This window comes from Rhodococcus koreensis (assembly GCF_900105905.1).
Taxonomy (GTDB): domain Bacteria; phylum Actinomycetota; class Actinomycetes; order Mycobacteriales; family Mycobacteriaceae; genus Rhodococcus_F; species Rhodococcus_F koreensis.
This window is the reverse complement of record NZ_FNSV01000005.1, coordinates 6908413-6927935: the sequence shown is the minus strand read 5'-3', so window position 1 is coordinate 6927935 and position 19523 is coordinate 6908413. Positions and strand designations below refer to the sequence as shown.

Below are 19523 nucleotides of genomic sequence, written 5' to 3'. Positions count from 1 at the left end.
TCGGGAGCCTAACGCAGAAGCACCTGTGGGCCGGCGCGAATGGATTTCGCACCGGCCCACAGGCTCCCGCCCCACCGTCACCCTCAGCCAGGTCTCCCGACGATCACCTGGCGGAGGAGCAGGGCGAGATTACTGTATCGGGTGTCAGGCGTCGCGCTTGTTGACGACCACCAGTCCGGCCCCGAAGATCACGAAGACGAACACCGCGAAGTACACGAGGCTGCCCCACGGGCCCCAGTGGAAATCGACTCCCTGCGACGCTCCCAGGAAGTTGTTGGCGTTGAGGAACGGCAGGAACGGCATGATCTTCTGGCCGAACGAGCCGAACAGGTTGAACAGGCTCTCGATCAGCAGCGGCCACAGCAGCAGCAGGGCGATCGCCCCCGCCGACTGACGCAGCAGGGTGCCGACTCCGACGGCGAGAACCACGCACAGGAACGCGTAGATCGGGACGCCGTAGATCGACCGCCACGCGTCCGCACCGGTCAGGGTGAGTGCCGCTCCGGCCTCGTCGCCGGCCGTCGCCTTCGCAATGGCGTACGCGCCGAACGTGAGCACGAACGTCAGCACGGCGCCGAACGCGCCGATCAGGCCGGCCTTCGCGACGAGGACGGACGCCCGGTTCGGGATGGCCTGGAACGTGGTGCGGATGACTCCGAACCGGTATTCGCTGGTCACGGCCAGTGCCGCGAGGATCATCAGAACCAGCACACCGAACCCGGAGACACCGCCGACGGCGTCGGACATCTGCGGCAGGAACGGGTCGAAGTCGGGTTGCTTACCGTCCGCGATCTGGTTGTTGAACGTGTTGATGCTCGCCTTCGCGCTCAGCCCGATGACCGCCGCGAGACCGAGGCCCAGCACGATGATGATGACGGTGCACCACCACGGCGACCTCGTCGACGTGATCTTGATCCGTTCGGCATTGAGAACAGCCATTACAGTGCACCCCTCATCACATCTTCGACGCCCTCTGCGTGGTACTGCACGTCGTCTCCGGTCAACTTCATGAAGGCGTCCTCCAGCGATCCGCGCTGAGATGCCAACTCGTGCAGGACGATGCCCTGCGAACCGGCGATCCCGCCGACGACGTCCGTCGACGAATCCACCACGACGAGCGCCTGCTGCCCGTCGGATCCGTCCTCGCGCACGGTGAGTCCGTTGGACGTGAGCGCGCTGCGCAGCGCGTCCAGCTGTGGGCTCCGCACGCGCACCGTCGATTCCGAGGACTTGCTGACGAACTCGGACACGGTGGTGTCGGCGATCAGACGCCCGCGGCCGATGACCACCAGATGTTCTGCGGTGAGCGCCATCTCGGACAGCAGGTGGCTCGACACCAGCACGGTGCGGCCCTCGGCGGCGAGGCGCTGCATGAACTTCCGGATCCAGACGATGCCCTCCGGGTCGAGCCCGTTCACCGGCTCGTCGAACAGCAGCACCTTCGGATCGCCGAGCAGCGTGGCGGCCAGGCCCAGTCGCTGGGACATGCCGAGCGAGAATCCGCCGGCCTTCTTCCCCGCCACCTCGGTGAGCCCGACGAGGTGCAGCACCTCGTCGACCCGGCTCTTCGGCAGCGAGTTGGACGCCGCCATCCACTGCAGGTGGGCGCGGGCCGAGCGATTGGGGTGCACCCACTTCGCGTCGAGCAGAGCCCCCACCGTCCGCAGCGGCTGCACCAGGTCGCTGTACGGTTTGCCGTCGATCAGCGCGCTGCCCGCCGTGGGGCGGTCCAGCCCGAGGATCATGCGCATCGTCGTCGATTTTCCTGCACCGTTCGGGCCGAGGAAGCCGGTGACCATACCCGGCTTCACGTTGAACGTCAGGTTGTCCACCGCCTTCGTCGCACCGAAGGTCTTTGAAAGTCCCCTCACTTCAATCATGTGAGAAGAATGCCGGAACCTGCGGCCGGCGCGCATCGGCCGCAGGTCTACTCCCGACTCGTCCCCTGGTACCGGTCGGACCCCGAACCGGACCCCGACTCGACCCCGAGTTCTACGACGACGCCTGCGCCCAGAACCGCTTGGGGATGCGGCCCGCGTGCCGGGCCTCGTACCCCGCCACCACGGCCCCGCGCATCGCCGACGCCATGAGCGCCGGATCCTTCGCCCTGGTCACCGCCGTGGCCAGCAGGACGGCGTCGCAGCCGAGTTCCATCGCGAGGGTCGCGTCGCTGGCGGTCCCGATGCCGGCGTCGAGGATGACCGGTACCCCGGCACCCTCCACGATCATCTCGATGTTGTGCGGGTTCGCGATACCGAGCCCGGTGCCGATCGGCGAACCCAGCGGCATCACGGCCACGCAGCCGACGTCCTCAAGCCTGCGGGCCAGGACCGGGTCGTCGGTGGTGTACGGCAGGACGACGAATCCGTCGTCGACCAGTTGCTCGGCGGCGCTGACCAACTCGATGGCGTCGGGCATGAGGGTGCGTTCGTCGGCGATGACCTCGAGCTTCACCCAGTCGGTTTCGAGCGCCTCCCGGGCGAGTTGCGCCGTCAGCACCGCCTCGGCCGCACCGCGACACCCCGCGGTGTTGGGCAGCGGCGCGATGTCGAGCCGGCGCAGCAGGTCCAGCACCCCGGTGCCGCCGACGGCGTCGACGCGGCGCATCGCGACCGTGGTCAGCTCGGTGCCGGACGCGACGAGCGCCTCTTCGAGCACCGTCAGGTTGGCGGCGCCACCGGTGCCCATGATCAACCGTGAACCGAACGTGCGTCCCGCGATCGTGAGGCCCTTCTGCACGCCGGGCGTCGCGTCAGCCACCCTGCACCGCCGTGAGGATCTCGATCTCCCAGCCCCGGACCACGAGCTCGTCCCAACGGGCGCGGGGGAACACGGCGCCGTTCACGGCCACCGCGATTCCCTTGGTCGGCAGGTTCAGCACCTCCAGCAGCCCGGTGACGGTCAACGGTTCCGTGAACTCGTGATCCTCGCCGTTGACGCTGATGCCGATCGGCACCACTACTTGCTGCTCACTCATCTCTACCTCGCTACTTTCTCGAAACGTTCGGGGTCTGCGGCTTTCGCCTCGACCAGTGCCGAGCCCTCCAACAATGCCACCGTCGCGTCGGCGGTCACCGGAGTGAGCAGGATGCCGTTGCGGCCGTGTCCCGTCGCCACCACGACCCGATCGGACACCCGGCCGATCAGCGGCAGGTTGTCCGGGGTCATCGGACGCAGACCCGCCGAAGTCTCACGCAGTTCGTACTCGCCGATGGCGGGCATCAGCGCCTCCGCGTCCGCGATCAGGTCCCGCACACCGGCCACCGTGACCTGCGTGTCGTTGCCCGATTCGTACTGGGTGGCTCCGACGACGATGCCGTCGGCACGCGGCACCAGGTAGGCGGGTCTGCCGTGGACGCTGCCGCGGATGGTCCGGCCCGGCGCGGGGGTCACCCCGGGACGGGCCCGCAACCGCAGGATCTCGCCCTTCACCGGGCGCACCGGAAGTCCCGGCCACAGTGCCGGTGACGCGATGCCCGCGGTGACGACGATCTGGTCCGTGCCCAGCCCGTCCAGACTGCGCACGGCCTCACCGATCAGCTCCACCCCGGCGTCGACGGCACACCGTTGCAACGCCTGCAGGAGCAGCCTGTTGTCGACGGCCAGTTCGTCGACGGCCAAGAGCCCCAACCGGACTCCGCGACCCAGCATCGGCTCGAGGGCGCGGACCTCGGCGCGATTCAGGATCTGCAGATCCCGGCCCTGCGCCCCCACCCACTCGGCGATGGTCCGGAGGTCTTCGGCGTCGGCGCCGTCCAACGCGACGGTGAGCGAACCCTCCGACGTGAACAGGTCGACGCCGGCCCCGGCCTCCAGTTCCTTCCCGAACTCGGGCCACCGGTCGAGCGACGCGCTCCCCAGTTCGAGGACGCTCTCCTCACCGGGCCAGCCCTCGGACAGCGGGGCGAGCATGCCGCCCGCCACCCAGGACGCTCCCGAACCGATCGACGGGTCGTACAGCTTCACCGACCAGCCGTTGCGGGCTGCTCGCCACGCAATCGACAGGCCGATCACTCCGCCTCCGACGACGGATACCGATCTCGCCATTGAACTCCACCTCACTTCCTGCGCCGGCATGATCCGGGTCAGGTATGACGGTCGGGCTCGGCGTGAGCCCCTCTCAGCCCCACGTTCCCCGGGACTCCCGTGTTGCACTTTCACCGTAGAGGCTACCGTCATGCCGTGACCACCTCACATCACAGCAACCTCACGGACCGTCGGCGCCGCCTCGGAACAGCACGTTTGTATCTGTGCACCGATGCTCGGCGCGAGAAGGGCGACCTGGCGCAGTTCGCCGAGGCCGCGCTGTCCGGCGGCGTCGACATCATCCAGCTCCGCGACAAGGGCTCGGCCGGTGAGAAGAAGTTCGGCACGATGGACGCCAGGGACGAACTGGCGGCACTGTCGGTGCTCGCGGCCGCGGCAAGGCGGCACGGGGCGCTGCTCGCCGTCAACGACCGGGCCGACATGGCGCTGGCCGCAGGCGCCGACGTCCTGCACCTCGGCCAGGGCGATCTGCCCGTCCCCTACGCGCGGACCGTCGTGGGTTCGGATGTGCTGATCGGCCGGTCCACGCACAGCCGCGCCCAGGCCAGCCTCGCGGCGATCGAGGACGGCGTCGACTACTTCTGCACCGGACCGGTGTGGGCGACCCCCACCAAGCCCGGGCGGACCGCGTCGGGCATCGACCTGGTGCGCTCGACCGCCGACTCCGCGCCGAACCGCCCGTGGTTCGCGATCGGCGGCATCGACGAGTCCAGGGTTCCGGAGATCCTCGCCGCAGGCGCCGACCGGATCGTCGTCGTGCGGGCCATCACCGAGGCCCGCGACCCGCAGGCCGCCGCGCGCTCACTGTCCGCCCTGCTGCAGCAGAACGCGTAGTTACGCCTGCTGGAGCCAGTCTCGCACCGTCGCGGGCGGCAGGACCACGACCGTGGCGGGCAACTGTTCGATCAGCTCGGGGTCGGTGGTGACGACCGCGGTCACCGTCCCCAGCGTGGTGCCGTGACCTGCCGGTTCGGCGAGGCGTCCGACCGTGTCCAGTGCCTCGAGCACCTCGACGCGCGGCAGCCACCCGTAGGTGCCGTCGGGCAGGTGCACGGTGCGGGGCAGTGCCTTCGACAGCTGCGCGAGCGCGCCGCTCTCACCCAGCACGTCGTACCGGTCGAGCAGCAGCCGCACCTCGGTGGTGCGCAGTTGCGGCCACCCCGCTTCGAATCCGGGGTGCAGTGGCAACCCGGCGACGTCGGTTTCCCGCACCCAGCGCAGTTCGGTGCTCTCACCGTTCGCGACGGTGGGCAGTGGACGCTCGGCGTCGGCGATCACCGTGGTGTAACTCCAGCCGCTCGCGGCCTTCATGGTGACGACCTCGGTGCGGACTCGGATGGCCGCACTCTCGATGCCGGCTTCCTCGTGCGCCTCGCGTACCGCGGCGTGGGTCGTGGTCTCGTGGCTGTCCCGGGCACCGCCCGGCAACGCCCACGTCCCGCCCTGGTGGCTCCAGGCCGCACGGTGCTGTAAGAGCACGGCCGGCGTCTCGTCCGGGAGCGGCGCACGCAGCAACAACCCGGCCGCACCGTGCTTGCCCCAATGACGACTGCCGTCCGGCCCGGTCGCCCAGCCGTCACCGTCACCACGCATCGACTACCCCTGTCCGACCTGATGGGTCTCCCTGCAGTTCCCTCACACTAACGGTTTCTGCCGGAAGTGCCCGATATCCCCAGTCACCGACTCCTGCTTATATGCTCCCCACAAGGTGCGGCCGTGACACGGGAGGGGTGCGACGTGGTTCTGCGTGAGGCGCCGTCGATCGAACCCCACGGCAGCCGCGCCCTGTCTGCCGCCGCGGACGACGACGTCGACCCCGCCGTCGCGCGTCGTAAGGAACTTCGGGCCTTCCTGGGGTCGACACCCGCCAAGCTCACCGCCCTCGGCGCGCTCCTGGTGCTGCTCACCCTGACCGCCGGATTCGTGGCCGCGTCGACCGTGAACGGCAGGGAGGCCACCCTCGACAGCGTCCTCGCCGAGACCGAACCGCTGTCGTTCTCGGCGCAGAACCTCTACAGCGCCCTGTCGGTGGCGGACGCCGCGGCCACCACCGCGTTCATCTCCGGCGGTCTCGAACCCCCCGAACTCCGGGACACGTACGCGCAGGCGCTCGGCACGGCCTCCGCCGACCTCGTGTACGCGTCCGGCGGGCTCGCCCCCAGCGACGTGGACAGCAGGCGCCTTCTCGCCTCCATCTCCACCGACCTCAGCGTCTACTCCGGTCTCGTCGAGACCGCGCGGGCCAACAACCGCACCGGTCACCCCGTGGGCGCGGCCTACCTCAGCGAGGCATCCACGCTGATGCAGACGAGCATGCTGCCGAAGGCCCAGGAGTTGCACGCCCGGCAGGAAACCGACGTCGCGGACATACAGCGGGACTACTCCCGTCCGCCCTGGACGGCGCTGATCCTGGTCCTCGTCGCGCTCGTCGCGCTGCTCGTCGCGCAGGTCGTCCTCGCGCGGCTGAGCAGGCGCACGTTCAATCTCGGGTTGATCCTGGCGTCGTCGTGCACCGCGATCCTCCTGGTGTGGATGCTGGTAGCCGGGTTGGTCTCCTCCCTCGACACCAAGCGGGCGCTGACCCAGGGTGCCCGACCGATGCACGAGTTGACCGCGGCGCGCATCCTGGCGCAGCAGGCGCGCACCGAGGAGACGCTCAAACTGGTCCGCCGGGACTCTAACGGAGACTACGACGCCGTCTTCGAGGACAAGTCCGGTCAGCTCGACACCCTGCTGTCGGGCTATCCGCACGACGGCGACCGCGCGGTCGGCCACGACGAGGTGGTGCGGGCCGAGGACGCCTGGAAAAGCTGGTCTTCGGCGCACGATCGCATGAACGAGATCCTCGCGAAGGGCGACTTCGTTTCGGCGGCAACGGTTGCCATCGGGCCGGGACCCTCGGATTCCGCGGCCCAGTTCACCGCCGTCGACGATGCGCTCACCGACGGGATCGGGACCGCCCGCGACCATCTGCGGTCGAACGTCGAGTCCGCGGCCCGGGTGCTGACCGCACTCGGTTCCGGTGCCCTCGTCCTCACGCTCGTCGCGTTCGCCGGAATTATCATCGGGTTGTGGCCTCGGTTGAGGGAATACCAGTGAGGCGGCACCGGATCGCGCTGGTGCTGCTGGCGGCCACGTTGCTGATCGGCGGGTGCGCCGAGGCCGCTCCGGAGCACGTCGGATCGCCGAACGTGTCCTACACCGAGCCCCCGCTTCCCGCGGCCGCGGCACCGGCCCCCGAGACCAGCGCCGCCCCGCCTGCTCCCGAGAAGGACTGCGGCGACCCCACCGCGAGCCTGCGCCCGTTCCCCGACTCCGACACGCCGATGCCGACGGTCGACGCCATCCGCGCGCGGGGGCGTCTCGTCGTCGGCCTCGACACGGGCAGCAACCTGATGAGTTTCCGCGCTCCCGCGACCGGCGCCGTCGAGGGCTTCGACGTCGACGTCGCCCGGGAGATCTCGCGGGACCTGTTCGGCGACCCGGACCGGCTCGACTACCGCATTCTCACGTCGGCGAATCGTGAGAAGGCGCTGCAGGAGTCGATGGTCGACATCGTGGCGAAGACGATGACCATCACCTGCGACCGCAAGGAACGGGTGGCGTTCTCCTCCGAGTACTTCGAGGCGCAGCAGCGGGTTCTGGTCGTGAAGGGATCCACGATCCGCAGCGCCGCCGACCTGGGCGGAAAGCGGGTCTGCGTCGTCCGCGGCACGACGTCGCTGACCCGGTTGCAGAAGGTCGCGCCGACCGCCGAGATCCTCACGGTCCCCATGTGGTCGGATTGCCTGGTGGTCCTGCAGCAGCGGCAGGTCGACGCGGTGAGCACCGACGACACGATCCTCGCCGGCCTGGCGTCCCAGGACCCGTACCTCGAGATCGTCGGGGACAGCATGGGCGCCGAACCGTACGGCATCGGCATCACCAAGGCGAACGAGGACCTCGTGCGGTTCGTCAACCGCACACTCGAACGGATCCGCGGCGACGGAACCTGGACCAGAATGTACGACCAGTGGCTGTCGGTGCTGGGCCCGTCCCCCGCCCCGCCGTCCGCCGTGTACCAGGACTGAGGGGACGCATGCCGCAACATTCGAAGAACCCCGAGTCCACCGACCCGGACCTCGCCACCCAGGCCGCGGTCCGGGAACCCGAGGACGAGGCCACGCAGGCAGCGGTCCGGGAAGAACTGGACGAGGCCACCCAGGCAGCAGTTCGGGAAGAACTGGACGAGGGGCCGGCCACCCAGGCGGCGCCGACGTCCCGGCCGTCGGGTGCGTCCGGCACCGGTCGCTCGACGCGGTCACCGCGCACCCGGTCCGGGCAGCGCCTGCGTCTCGGCGGCGGACTCGTCGAGGTGCCCGTCGTCAAGACACTCGACCCGGCGTCGGCGGTGATGGCCGACCCGAAGGTCCCCGAGGGCAAGCGCTTCTGCTGGAAGTGCAACAAGCCGGTCGGCCGCAGTGGCCCCACGTCCGACGCCTCCGAGTTCGGTCTGTGCCCCTCGTGCGGAGCGACTTTCGACTTCCGGCCGCTCCTCGATCCGAACGAACTGATCGGCGGCCAGTACGAGGTGCAGGGCTGCATCGCGCACGGCGGCCTCGGCTGGATCTACCTGGCCATCGACCGCAACGTCAGCGACAGGTGGGTGGTTCTCAAGGGGCTGTTGCACTTCGGCGACGCCGAGGCGCAGGCCGTGGCGGTGGCCGAACGCCAGTTCCTCGCGGAGGTGGCGCACCCGAGCATCGTGAAGATCTTCAACTTCGTGGAGCATCCCCGGTCGGACGGAACCCCGATGGGCTACATCGTCATGGAGTACGTGGGCGGTCATTCGCTGCGCGACGTCCTGTCGACGCACATCAGGCCCGAGCGCATGCCGGTCGAGCAGGCCATCGCGTACGTGCTCGAAATCCTTCCCGCACTGACATATCTGCACTCCACCGGTCTGGTGTACAACGACCTCAAACCCGACAACGTGATGGTCACCGAGGACGCCCTGAAGCTGATCGACCTCGGCGCCGTCGCCGGCATCGAGGACTACGGGTACCTGTACGGCACGCCGGGGTACCAGGCGCCGGAGATCGTCAAGACCGGCCCGACCGTGGCCTCCGACATCTACACGGTGGGGCGCACACTCGCGGTGCTGACGCTCGACATGCCGTCCGACAAGGGCCGGTACCTCGACGGGATCCCCTCCCCCGAGCAGGCGCCGCTCCTGACGGAATACGAGTTCTTCCACCGACTCCTATTGCGCGCCACCGACCCCGACCCGAGCAGGCGGTTCGCGTCCGCCGAGGAGATGGCCGGTCAGCTCACCGCCGTACTCCGCGAGGTGCTCGCGCAGCAGACCGGCGAGGAGCATCCCGGACTGTCGACCGTGTTCAGCAAGCAACGAACGACTTTCGGCACGAACGAGGCCGTCGAGCAGACGGACGTGTACGTCGACGGCGTCGAACGGGACAGGAATCTCGACCCGCTGTCGGTGGCGCAGGCCCTGGCGGTGCCGCTGATCGACCCGGCCGACCCCAACGCCCAACTCCTGGCCGCCGCGGTGCACAGCGAACCGCAGCAGACCCTCGATTCCATTCGGCACGCCCGCGAGAGCGGTATCGAGCGGGTCGTCGGCGACCTGGACGTGTCGTTCTCCCGGGAACTGACCCTCGCCGAGATCAAGGCGCACCTCGACCTCGGGGACGCCGCCACCGCGACCACACTCCTCCGCGACCTGGAGACAGAGATGGGCGGGAACTGGCGCGTCGACTGGTACGCCGGACTCGCGACGCTGATCGACGGCGAGTACGAGACGGCATTCCCCCGGCTCGAGTCCGTGCTGCAGGCGATGCCCGGTGAAACGGCTCCCAAACTTGCCCTCGCGGCCACCGCCGAACTGATTCTGCAGCACTGCGAAAGCTCCGATTCCCACCGATGGCGGACCTTCGCCGAGAAGTACTACCGGACGGTGTGGCGCACCGATCACAGCCTGGTGAGCGCAGCATTCGGGCTGGCCCGCCAACTCACCGAACGCGGAGATCTGCCCGGCGCCATCGCCGCGCTCGATCAGGTTCCCGCGACGTCCCGGCACTTCACCATGGCCCGGATGACGAGTGTGCTGATGCTGCTGTCCGGCAGGCCGATCGAGGAGATCGACGAGGCGGCGCTGCGAGAGGCGGCGCTCCGCGTCACCGCGCTCGCACCCGAGGAGAGCCGGGCGCTGCAGATGCGCACACTCGTGCTGGGCACGGCGCTGGACTGGATGCGTGCCGGTCACACGTCGGCGACGGAACTCGAGCAGATCCTGGGGGTGCCGTTCACCGAACGGGGCCTACGCAAGGGCGCCGAGGCCGGTCTGCGGGCGCTGGCCCGCAACGCCCCCGAGCGCACCCACCGGTACACGCTGGTGGACCTCGCCAACGCCATCAGGCCCAGGAGCCTGCTGTAACACTCAGACCCCGACCAGCTCCACCGCGGCGCGGGCAATCGCGAACTCCTCGTTGGTCGGCACGACCAGCACCTGGACGTCGGACTCGTCCGCCGAGATGCGGCGGGCGTCCCGGGAATCCGCGCGGTTGCGGTCGTCGTCGACGACGATGCCGAGGCGGCCCAGCCCCGCCAGGCTGTCGCGGCGGACGTCGACGTTGTTCTCGCCGACTCCCCCGGTGAACGTGATGACGTCCACGCCGCCCAGTTCCACCAGGTAGGCGCCGATGTACTTGCGGAGCCGGTGCACGTACACGTCGTAGGCCAGCGCCGCATCCTCGTCGCCCTCGCCGACGAGTGCCAGCAGCGCCCGGAAGTCGTTGACCCCGGACAGGCCCTTGAGTCCGGAGTGCCGGTTGAGCAGGTCGTCGATCTGATCGACACCCATGCCGCTGCGGTGCAGGTGCAGGATCACCCCGGGGTCGACGTCGCCGGACCGCGTGCCCATGACGAGACCCTCGAGCGGAGTCAGGCCCATGGACGTGTCGATGGCCAGTCCCCCGCGGATCGCGGACGCCGACGCGCCGTTCCCGAGGTGCAGCACGATCTGATTCAGCTCCGACAGGTCCCGGCCGAGGAACTCCGCCGCCCGCCCCGATACGTACTGATGCGAGGTGCCGTGGAAGCCGTACCGCCGGATGGCGTGCTCCTGCGCGACCGTCCGGTCGATCGCATACGTCGACGCCTCGGCGGGCAGCGTATGGAAGAACGCGGTGTCGAACACCGCGACGTGCGGGATGTCCGGCAACTCCTCGCGCGCCACCTCGATCCCGATCACGTTCGCCGGATTATGCAGCGGCGCAAGCGCCGACAGGTCCGAGATGGACTGCACCACCGCGTCGTCGATGATCGTGGGTTCGTAGAACACGTCGCCGCCGTGGACGATGCGGTGCCCGACCGCGACGATCCCCGCCTCCCGCAGCGGACGCCCCACCTCGGCGACGATGTCCGACACCATCTTCAGCCCCGCCCGGTGGTCGGCGATGTGGACGTGGCGCTCCGCCAACCCGGTGCGGTGGTGATAGACGATGCGCCCCTCGGGTTCCCCGATCCTCTCGATGAGACCGGACGCCGAGGACTTCCCGGTGTCCGGGTGGACCAGCTGGAACTTGATCGACGACGAACCGGAATTCACCACCAGGACGGAACCTTCGCTGCCTTCGCTCACTGCTCTGCTCCCTGCGCCTGGATCGCCGTGATCGCCACGGTGTTCACGATGTCCTCGACCAACGCCCCTCGCGACAGGTCGTTGACGGGTTTGTTGAGACCCTGCAGCACCGGCCCGACCGCGATCGCTCCGGCACTGCGCTGCACCGCCTTGTACGTGTTGTTGCCGGTGTTGAGGTCGGGGAAGATGAAGACCGTCGCCTTGCCCGCCACCTCCGAACCGGGCATCTTCTTGTCGGCCACGCTCTGCTCGATGGCGGCGTCGTACTGAATGGGGCCTTCCACCAACAGGTCCGGCCTACGCTCCCGCACCAGTGTGGTCGCGGAGCGCACCTTGTCCACATCCGCGCCGCTGCCCGAGTCGCCCGTCGAATACGACAGCATCGCGATGCGCGGATCGATGCCGAACTGGGACGACGTCTGCGCCGACGAGATCGCGATGTCGGCCAGCTGCTCGGCCGTGGGGTCGGGCACCACCGCGCAGTCACCGTACGTGAGCACCCGGTCGGACAGGCACATCAGGAACACGCTCGACACGGTGGACACACCCGGTTGCGTCTTGATGATCTCGAACGACGGCCGGATGGTGTGCGCCGTGGTGTGCGCGGCACCGGAGACCATGCCGTCCGCGATTCCCAAGTGCACCATCATGGTTCCGAAATACGAGATGTCGGTCATCACCTCGCGGGCGCGGTCCACACTCATGCCCTTGTGGGCGCGGAGCCGCGCGTACTCCTCCGCGAACGGACCGGCATGTTCGGACGTCCGCGGGTCGAGGACCTGCGCTTCCGCGAGGTCGACACCGAGTTCCGCCGCGCGGCGACGCACCTGCACCTCGTCGCCGAGAATGGTCAACTGCGCCACCTGCCGTTGCAGCAGCCTCCCCGCCGCCCGCAGGATGCGGTCGTCGGCGCCCTCCGGGAGCACGACGTGCTTGCGGTCCCGGCGGGCGCGGTCGATCAGCTGGTACTCGAACATCTGCGGAGTCACCACCGACGGGATGGGCAGCTTCAACCGCTCCAGCAGCGTCGGCGCGTCCACCCGGAGTTCCATGACACTCAGGGCGGTGTCGATCTTGCGTTGCGAGCCGACCGCCACCCGGCCACGGGTCTGAGCGGCCGCACTGGCCGTGTCGAACGTGCCCAGATCGGTGGTGAGGATCGGCAACCGCGGCCTGAGGCCGGCCATCAGCTTCGCGATCGCCGGGTGCGGCACCAGCCCACCGTTCATGATGATGCCCGCCAGCGACGGGAACCCCTCGGCCTCATGCGCATTCACCATCGCCAGCAGCACGTCGGACCGGTCGGCCGGGGCAATCACCACCGTGCCCTCCGTCAGCCGCTCGAGAATGTGCTCGGCCGTCATTCCCCCGACCAGCACCCGCAGCGCCTCCCGGTGCAGCAACTCGGGGTCGCCGCTGAACAGGCTGCCGTCGATCGACTCGAGAAGTTCGGCCATGGTCGGTGCGACCAGCAGCGGGATCTCGGGCAGGCTCCACGCAGGCACACCGGTGGACGCCAACGCGTCGGTCACGGCGTCGAGTTCGTCGGGGTTGCATCGATTGGCGACCACGGCCAGCAGGTGCGCGTGGTGGGCGGTCAGTTCACCGATGGCGAGTTGGGCGAGCTGCGCGACCTCCTCGGGGGTGCGCCGGACTCCCTTCACTGCGAGCAACACCGGTGCGCCCAGGTTCACGGCGATCCTGGCGTTGTAGCCGAGCTCGCTCGGGCTGGCCACGTCGGTGTAATCGCTGCCGATCACCACGACAGCATCGCACTGCGCCGCCACCTGGTGGTACCGGGCGACGATCTCGCTGAGCGCGCCCTCCGGGTCGGCGTGGACATGCTCGTACGTGACCCCCAGCGACTCCTCGTACCCGAGGTCGGCCGTCGTGTGCTCGAGGAGCAATTCGAGGATGTAATCGGTCTCCTCCGTCGACCGGGCGATGGGGCGGAAGACACCCACCCTCGCCGCCGACGCACACAGCATCTGCAGGACACCCAGCGCGATGGTGGACTTTCCGGTGTCCCCCTCCGGTGAGGCGATGAAGATACTCGAGGGCTGAGGACGTGCGGGTGGATTCACGGGCGAAGGTATCGCGGGCGCAGCCATGGCCATAGCGTATCCGGACGCCGCCGCCGGGTGATTGACACCGCTCTTGCCCGGCGGTCAGATGGCGTATGGCCGAATCACCCTTCCCCGACGTCCGATGGGGCAGCGAGACCAGTTTCCTCCGCGAACCCGCCGCCACGTTTGCCGCTACCCGACCCGGATCGTGGGTGATCCGGAACCTCGCCGGAGTGGATCGCCTGCTCCTGCAGAAGAGCAGGGGACGCTTCACGATCCTCGGCCCGATCGCCGCACCGGTGGTCCTGCTGACCACCACGGGTCGGAAGTCGGGCGCGCCGCGGACGAGCCCACTTCTGTACTACCGCGAAGGACAGCAGATCTTCGTCGTGGGCAGCAACTTCGGGCAGGATCACCACCCGGCGTGGTCGGCGAACCTCCTCGCCCAGCCGAACGCGAAGGTCACCATCGGCGGGAAGGACATCCCCGTCACCGCAACCCTGCTCGCGGAACCGGAGCGGACGCGGATCTATCGCGAATTCGACGAGATGGTGCGCGTCTACGGCGTCTACGAGCACCGAACGAACCGCACGATGCGGGTGTTCGCCCTCACCGCCGCGTGAGACGTTCCGCGCGGCCGCGCCCCGGTTCGAACTCATGACGCTCGCAGATGCGCGATGAGGATCGCTTCGATCTCCGACCGTCGTGCCGCGGACGGGAGGCGCGGGGCTGCGGACCGGTAGTGGTGACCGGTCGGGGTGCCGAGGTCGAAGAGATGCGTTCGGCCATGCCTCCGGACAGGGCGCGCGGTCCAGCCGTCGCCTTCCTTCGCGTAATTGCACGCCGCACACAACCCGGCCCCATTATCTGCCGTGGTGGCACCCTTCTTGCGGCGCGAGAGAATGTGATCGTGATGGCGGATCGGCGCATCACACCACGGCGTCCGGCACGTCCGGTCACGGAGATCGATCAACTTCGCAAGGCTTTTCGGGAACGTCCGGGACTGCGACTCCATCGCCGTCAACGCACCCGACAACGGGCACGAGTAGATCAACCGCAACGTGGCCTCGGTCTCCCCATCAAGGGCGTCGGCGACCAGTTTCCGGGCGATCCCCGCCGGCACCGGCCCGAACTCCGCCAGGTCCGCCGCCTCGTTCTCGCCCGCCAGCAGTGTTTCGTCGGAGATCACCAGGTTCACCGGCCACCGGCACACCATTGGCGACCGTTGCCCCGGTGCCGCGGTCGAACAACAGATCCGCCATCAGCTGGTTGCGGGTGCGGCCACCGCTCTCCCCGGTGGCGATGAGGCTGTCCGCGTCGCGCCCCAATGTGGCGTGTAGGCAGACGGCCTGTTCCATCGGCAGCAGCACACTCAGATACGCCATCGAATCCGGCGCCGGCCGCGTCGTGACCCGCCGCTCCGAGACGGCCTTGCGGTACCGGGCCACGACCGCGGCCGCGTCGAGTTCCACCGCCAGGGCCTTCGCCTTCGCGACCAGGCCGCGGTCCCCGACCCCGTCGAGACTGTTCGGGTCCGAACACAACCGGTGGTCGACGATCTTCCGATCCGCCGCCGACAAACACGCCGTTTCCCGCACCAGCAGCGTGGCACGCCACTCGTTCAACCGGCCCGACCGCAACAACGCCAACGTGTGCGGCATCTCGTGCACCACCGCCCGAGCGAACCCCAGATGCCGGCCACCGCGGTTCGGGGACTCCCTGCGCGCCAACGCAATCTGCGACGCGATACCGCGGTCCCACTCCGCCCGCGGCAACCCCCGAACCTTGCGGTCCTCCCGCATGCAGGTGGCGACATCGTCGGTGACCACCGCCTGCACCGCACACCCCACCGACTTCAACGACTCCACCGCGTCGAGCCACTCGATGCCCAAACCCGCATCACCACACGGCCCGACACACCGCAACCGCGCCGTGAACGCCCGCAACTCCTCCAGATCCGGTGCAACCACATCCCCCACGACCAGCCCTCCCCCGAGGTTGTTCGAAACTTTGTTCGACTCTAGCAATCACCCATAACTCATGGCAATAGCCGAATCCGGTGTAAAGCGCGTGCAGCGCAGCGCTGCACGGCGCTATACAGGAGATCGCGCATACCTGCGCCGAGGAATGGAGAAGTAGTTGCCCACGAGTGCCGCACCGGATCCGATGACACTGCACCCAATTTCGGGGCAGCCCCGGGTGGTCCTGCTCAAGCCTCTAATCGACAACCCGCTGATCGAGGTCGGGGAGTACAGCTATTACGACGATCCCGAGTTCGCGGACGAGTTCGAGACGCGAAACGTTCTGCACCACTACGGCCCGGATCGGTTGATCATCGGCAAGTTCTGCGCGTTCGCGACCGGGACGACGTTCATCATGAACGGCGCGAATCATCGAATGAGCGGCGTCTCGACCTTCCCGTTTCCTATCATGGGAGGCGCATGGGCCGAGCATGCCGATCTGCTCGCGGATCTACCGTCCCGCGGCGACACGGTCGTCGGCAACGACGTGTGGATCGGGGGCAACACGACGATCATGCCCGGCGTGCGCATCGGGCACGGCGCGATCGTGTCGACCGGTTCGGTGGTGACACGATCGGTGCCGCACTATGCCGTCGTGGGCGGGAATCCGGCCGTCCACATCAAGGACCGCTATTCGGAATCCGAGATCGTCGCGCTGGTGCGCATCGCGTGGTGGGACTGGCCGATCTCCGTCATCACCGAACAGGTGCGAACGATCGCCGCAGGTACTGTCGAGCAACTTCAGGAGATCGCCGACGGACTCGGCTGAATCAGCCGCACGCAGCTTTGGGCGACTCGGCGTCGAGGTCGAGTTCGCCGTCGTCGGCGAAGACGAGGCGTCCGTCGTCGAGGGCGACGGCCCAGCGGTGCACGGGCGCCCAATCGCGCCCGAGGAGTCCCTCGGACTGGGACAGGTCCGCGAAATCCTCGATCACGACGCCCGGCGCGGGAGCGTCGGCGTCGCGGCGGACGCGAACGCGAGCACCGACGACGACATCGGCACTGTGGGGCTGTGCGGCACTCTTCTGATCAGACATGGGTTCATTCCACTTTCTGCCGGGTGGTGCCAGGCAAGGGATCATCCGGGCCCGCTGCCGAGAACTCACTACAGACGATCGGCAAATTTTGAGCAAGCCCCGAGTCGGAGTTGTGGGGATCATCACCGAGGCCTTGACTCCCGAAGAACCACGCGACAGTTGTCCATCATTTGTACACAAGAGCCATTGACGTCAAGAGAACCCTCCGCCATGATTAGATGTAACTGCTGGTTACACTGACATGGAGGGATCTCATGGCACGCTCGACGCTCGCTATCCGCAATCCGAAGATCACGGATCGCCAGGACACCGGCGCCCGGCTTCTCCAGTCCTCCGCACGCATGTCGTACGACCCGACGGTCGAGGTGGACTGGGACGCGCCCGTCCCCGACGACCTGTACGGCCTCACTCCCGAGTGGTCCTCGCTGTACGGCACGCCGATGTGGGACGAGATGACGTTCGCGCAGCAGATCACGCTGACGAAGCACGAGGTGTCGTCGATCATGGGCACCGGAATCTGGTTCGAGATGATTCTCCAGCAGATGGTCATCCGGGACATGTACGCCAAGGACGCCTCACAGGCGCATTTCCAGTTCGCGCTGACGGAGGTGGCCGACGAATGCAGGCACTCCGTGATGTTCGCGCGTACCGCCGAGAAGTTCGGATGCCCCTCCTACGTTCCGCGCAAGTCGGTGGTCACGCTGGGGCGCGGATTCAAGGCGCTCGCGTCGGGGGAGGTCGCGTACGCCGGCATTCTCGTCGCCGAGGAGATCCTCGACGTGATGCAGCGCGACTGGATGAAGGACACCCGCGTCCAGCCGATCGTCCGCGTCACCAGCAAGATTCACGTGGTCGAAGAGGCCCGGCACATGCGCTTCGCCCGGGAGGAGACCCTGCGACGGGCCGAGGGCATGAGCAGGGTGCACCGCGCGGCGAGCCGCGCCTGCATCGCGATCGCGTCGAACCTGATCGTCTCCAGCATGATCAACCCGGCCGTCTACGCGGCAGCCGGCCTCGACACCGAACGCGCGGTGCGCGAGGCGAAGAAAAACCGGTTCCGGGCCGAGAAGATCCGGGAGAGTTCGCAGCCGCTCATGCGGTTCCTGGACGAGGCCGATCTGCTGGGCGGTCCTTCCCGGCGGCTCTACAAGCGCGTGAACATGCTCTGAGGCCCTTCGGGCCCGTGAGTGGCTAACGAGTCCCTGCGCTCGTCAACCACGCACGGGCGGCGGAGCCGCCTACCCCCGCAGCCGGGGCGCGAGATCGCGCTCGAAGAGTTCCAGGAACCGCTTCTGATCGTGCCCGGGGGCGTGGAACACGAGGTGGTTCAACCCGGCGTCGAGGTACGGGCGGATCTGCGCCACCGCCTCGTCCGGATCCGACGCCACGATCCACCGCTTCGCCACCTGCTCGATCGGCAACGCATCCGCCGCCTTCTCCATCTCGATCGGATCCTCGATCGAATGCTTCTGCTCCGGCGTCAACGACAACGGCGCCCAGAACCGCGTGTTTTCGAGCGCCAACTCCGGATCCGTGTCGTACGAAATCTTGATCTCGATCATCTTGTCGATCTCCGCGACATCCCGCTCGGCCTTGGCCGCCCCCTCCGCGACCGCCGGCATCAACTTCTCCGTGTACAACTCCATGCCCTTGCCCGACGTGCAGATGAACCCGTTACCACTGCGACCGGCGTACCGGGCCACCACCGGACCACCCGCAGCGATGTACACCGGAATCCCGCCCTCGGGCACGTCGTAGATCGACGCCCCCTTCGTGGAGAAGTAGTCACCCTCGAAATCGACCCGGTCACCGAGCCAGAGCTCCCGCATCAACCGGACCGCCTCCCGCAGCCGCGCGAACCGCTCCTTGAACTCCGGCCACTCCCCGGCAAAACCGGTCGCGATCTCATTCAGCGCCTCGCCGGTACCGACACCGAGCATGATCCGCCCCGGATACAGACAACCCATCGTCGCGAACGCCTGCGCCACCACCGCCGGGTTGTACCGGAACGTCGGCGTCATCACCGACGTCCCCAACTGCAACCGCTCCGTCCGCTCCCCCACTGCCGTCATCCACGCCAGCGAGAACGGCGCATGACCACCCTCGTGCCGCCACGGCTGGAAATGATCCGACACCGTCGCCGAATCCATGCCGTGCCGCTCCGCCAGCACACCCAGCTCCACCAACTCCCGCGGACCGAACTGTTCCGCGGACGCCTTGTAACCGAGCTTGAGTTCGTGGGCCACCGTGTACTCCTTCGTCTTCACGTCCGGTTCGCGAGATGCAAACCTCTTCTGCAGGTTAGAGCGCGGCCACCAGGCTGGCGAGCGCCGCTCCCAGTGCCACCACCGTCAGGGTCACCGCGAACAACCACAACTCGTGGGGCGGCGGCATCGGTGCGCCGTCGCGCAGCGCCCTCTCGACCTGCGACCACCGCCGCATCCCGACGAGGGCCGCGGCGGCGGCGAGGCCGATCAGGATCAGTCCTAGGGTCGTCCGCACCCATCCGGTGCTGAATTCGGGGACCAGGTGGATCATCGCGATGCCACCGGCCAGGAGTGCGAGTGAACTCCGCATCCAGGCGAGGAACGTCCGCTCGCTTGCGAGCGTGAAACGTTCGTCGGGCCGGTCGTTGTCGGTCACCGAATCATCTTTACACCGGTTCACGGGAACCGCACCAAGCAGGTACCCCGCAGTCCTAGATTGGAAG

Annotated in this window: 18 protein-coding genes, 1 pseudogene and 1 riboswitch; of the genes and pseudogenes, 7 read left to right on the top strand and 12 right to left on the bottom strand. The window is 68.1% G+C overall.

The features are described 5' to 3' along the window. Window positions 1–144: 144 nt before the first annotated feature. The 5 genes from BLV94_RS36015 to thiO form a co-directional block, all read right to left on the bottom strand. Window positions 145–939: an ABC transporter permease gene (locus BLV94_RS36015; protein WP_072948499.1), complete on the bottom strand. Its 795-nt coding sequence runs from the start codon at window positions 937–939 to the stop codon at window positions 145–147. Next, a complete protein-coding gene (locus BLV94_RS36010; protein WP_011594987.1) occupies window positions 939–1880 on the bottom strand; it encodes an ABC transporter ATP-binding protein in 942 nt (313 codons plus the stop codon). Before BLV94_RS36010 ends, BLV94_RS36015 begins: the two co-directional genes overlap by 1 nt. Before the next feature lie 112 nt (window positions 1881–1992). Next, window positions 1993–2760: a thiazole synthase gene (gene thiG / locus BLV94_RS36005; RefSeq protein WP_072948501.1), complete on the bottom strand. Its 768-nt coding sequence runs from the start codon at window positions 2758–2760 to the stop codon at window positions 1993–1995. Further along, window positions 2753–2977 carry a sulfur carrier protein ThiS gene (gene thiS, locus BLV94_RS36000; protein WP_005251712.1) on the bottom strand — a complete coding sequence of 75 codons (225 nt, stop codon included), beginning with the start codon at window positions 2975–2977 and terminating at the stop codon, window positions 2753–2755. The genes thiG and thiS overlap by 8 nt, the downstream gene beginning before the upstream one ends. A 2-nt stretch (window positions 2978–2979) precedes the next feature. Continuing rightward, entirely contained in the window at window positions 2980–4047 is a 1068-nt protein-coding gene (gene thiO / locus BLV94_RS35995) for a glycine oxidase ThiO (RefSeq protein ID WP_072948503.1), read from the bottom strand. Then, window positions 4046–4158: riboswitch (TPP riboswitch) on the bottom strand. (Overlaps the previous gene by 2 nt.) A gap of 24 nt (window positions 4159–4182) precedes the next feature. On the opposite strand from thiO, the gene thiE reads away from it, so the two are divergent. After that, window positions 4183–4881: a thiamine phosphate synthase gene (gene thiE / locus BLV94_RS35990; RefSeq protein WP_072948505.1), complete on the top strand. Its 699-nt coding sequence runs from the start codon at window positions 4183–4185 to the stop codon at window positions 4879–4881. Here the strand turns inward: thiE and BLV94_RS35985 are convergent, their stop codons facing one another. Next, the gene (locus tag BLV94_RS35985; protein WP_072948507.1) at window positions 4882–5640 is read right to left on the bottom strand and encodes an NUDIX hydrolase; all 759 of its coding nucleotides are present in this window, start codon (window positions 5638–5640) and stop codon (window positions 4882–4884) included. It abuts the gene before it with no gap. Window positions 5641–5763: 123 nt separating this feature from the next. Here BLV94_RS35985 and BLV94_RS35980 point away from each other — a divergent pair, with 123 nt between their 5' ends. The 3 genes from BLV94_RS35980 to BLV94_RS35970 are packed head-to-tail and all read left to right on the top strand — an operon-like array spanning window position 5764 to window position 10483. Beyond that, window positions 5764–7146: a hypothetical protein gene (locus BLV94_RS35980; RefSeq protein WP_072948508.1), complete on the top strand. Its 1383-nt coding sequence runs from the start codon at window positions 5764–5766 to the stop codon at window positions 7144–7146. Beyond that, window positions 7143–8117: a glutamate ABC transporter substrate-binding protein gene (locus BLV94_RS35975; protein WP_083395788.1), complete on the top strand. Its 975-nt coding sequence runs from the start codon at window positions 7143–7145 to the stop codon at window positions 8115–8117. The genes BLV94_RS35980 and BLV94_RS35975 overlap by 4 nt, the downstream gene beginning before the upstream one ends. 8 nt (window positions 8118–8125) lie before the next feature. Then, window positions 8126–10483, top strand: a complete 2358-nt coding sequence (locus BLV94_RS35970) for a serine/threonine-protein kinase (protein ID WP_072948510.1) — start codon at window positions 8126–8128, stop codon at window positions 10481–10483. A 3-nt stretch (window positions 10484–10486) separates the two neighbouring features. Here BLV94_RS35970 and BLV94_RS35965 read toward each other — a convergent pair whose 3' ends face one another. Both BLV94_RS35965 and pta read right to left on the bottom strand, forming a co-directional pair. Further along, complete coding sequence (locus tag BLV94_RS35965; protein ID WP_072948512.1) at window positions 10487–11689, bottom strand: acetate kinase; 1203 nt, start codon at window positions 11687–11689, stop codon at window positions 10487–10489. Further along, on the bottom strand, window positions 11686–13806 hold the full coding sequence (gene pta / locus BLV94_RS35960; protein WP_072948514.1) for a phosphate acetyltransferase: 2121 nt from the start codon (window positions 13804–13806) through the stop codon (window positions 11686–11688). The genes BLV94_RS35965 and pta overlap by 4 nt, the downstream gene beginning before the upstream one ends. A 62-nt stretch (window positions 13807–13868) precedes the next feature. On the opposite strand from pta, the gene BLV94_RS35955 reads away from it, so the two are divergent. Then, entirely contained in the window at window positions 13869–14378 is a 510-nt protein-coding gene (locus BLV94_RS35955; RefSeq protein WP_072948516.1) for a nitroreductase/quinone reductase family protein, read from the top strand. Window positions 14379–14410: 32 nt separating this feature from the next. Here the strand turns inward: BLV94_RS35955 and BLV94_RS35950 are convergent. Continuing rightward, window positions 14411–15734: pseudogene (locus BLV94_RS35950) on the bottom strand (HNH endonuclease). 187 nt (window positions 15735–15921) lie between these two features. Here BLV94_RS35950 and BLV94_RS35945 point away from each other — a divergent pair. Further along, on the top strand, window positions 15922–16545 hold the full coding sequence (locus tag BLV94_RS35945) for a CatB-related O-acetyltransferase (protein ID WP_072948517.1): 624 nt from the start codon (window positions 15922–15924) through the stop codon (window positions 16543–16545). A 1-nt stretch (window position 16546) separates the two neighbouring features. Here BLV94_RS35945 and BLV94_RS35940 read toward each other — a convergent pair whose 3' ends face one another. After that, on the bottom strand, window positions 16547–16813 hold the full coding sequence (locus BLV94_RS35940; RefSeq protein WP_072948519.1) for a hypothetical protein: 267 nt from the start codon (window positions 16811–16813) through the stop codon (window positions 16547–16549). Between the two features lie 254 nt (window positions 16814–17067). Here BLV94_RS35940 and BLV94_RS35935 point away from each other — a divergent pair, with 254 nt between their 5' ends. Next, on the top strand, window positions 17068–17982 hold the full coding sequence (locus tag BLV94_RS35935; RefSeq protein WP_072948521.1) for an AurF N-oxygenase family protein: 915 nt from the start codon (window positions 17068–17070) through the stop codon (window positions 17980–17982). A gap of 69 nt (window positions 17983–18051) precedes the next feature. Here BLV94_RS35935 and fgd read toward each other — a convergent pair whose 3' ends face one another. Continuing rightward, the gene (gene fgd, locus BLV94_RS35930) at window positions 18052–19059 is read right to left on the bottom strand and encodes a glucose-6-phosphate dehydrogenase (coenzyme-F420) (protein ID WP_072948537.1); all 1008 of its coding nucleotides are present in this window, start codon (window positions 19057–19059) and stop codon (window positions 18052–18054) included. A gap of 55 nt (window positions 19060–19114) precedes the next feature. Beyond that, window positions 19115–19456 carry a YidH family protein gene (locus tag BLV94_RS35925; RefSeq protein WP_072948522.1) on the bottom strand — a complete coding sequence of 114 codons (342 nt, stop codon included), beginning with the start codon at window positions 19454–19456 and terminating at the stop codon, window positions 19115–19117. Window positions 19457–19523: the final 67 nt, after the last annotated feature.

Excerpts from the sequence above, each read along its gene's own strand:
- BLV94_RS36015 (WP_072948499.1), bottom strand. The coding sequence starts at position 939 with ATGGCTGTTCTCAATGCCGAACGGATCAAGATCACGTCGACGAGGTCG.
- BLV94_RS36010 (WP_011594987.1), bottom strand. The coding sequence starts at position 1,880 with ATGATTGAAGTGAGGGGACTTTCAAAGACCTTCGGTGCGACGAAGGCG.
- thiS (WP_005251712.1), bottom strand. The coding sequence starts at position 2,977 with ATGAGTGAGCAGCAAGTAGTGGTGCCGATCGGCATCAGCGTCAACGGC.
- thiO (WP_072948503.1), bottom strand. The coding sequence starts at position 4,047 with ATGGCGAGATCGGTATCCGTCGTCGGAGGCGGAGTGATCGGCCTGTCG.
- BLV94_RS35985 (WP_072948507.1), bottom strand. The coding sequence starts at position 5,640 with ATGCGTGGTGACGGTGACGGCTGGGCGACCGGGCCGGACGGCAGTCGT.
- BLV94_RS35970 (WP_072948510.1), top strand. The coding sequence starts at position 8,126 with ATGCCGCAACATTCGAAGAACCCCGAGTCCACCGACCCGGACCTCGCC.
- pta (WP_072948514.1), bottom strand. The coding sequence starts at position 13,806 with ATGGCCATGGCTGCGCCCGCGATACCTTCGCCCGTGAATCCACCCGCA.
- BLV94_RS35955 (WP_072948516.1), top strand. The coding sequence starts at position 13,869 with ATGGCCGAATCACCCTTCCCCGACGTCCGATGGGGCAGCGAGACCAGT.
- BLV94_RS35945 (WP_072948517.1), top strand. The coding sequence starts at position 15,922 with ATGACACTGCACCCAATTTCGGGGCAGCCCCGGGTGGTCCTGCTCAAG.
- BLV94_RS35940 (WP_072948519.1), bottom strand. The coding sequence starts at position 16,813 with ATGTCTGATCAGAAGAGTGCCGCACAGCCCCACAGTGCCGATGTCGTC.
- BLV94_RS35935 (WP_072948521.1), top strand. The coding sequence starts at position 17,068 with ATGGCACGCTCGACGCTCGCTATCCGCAATCCGAAGATCACGGATCGC.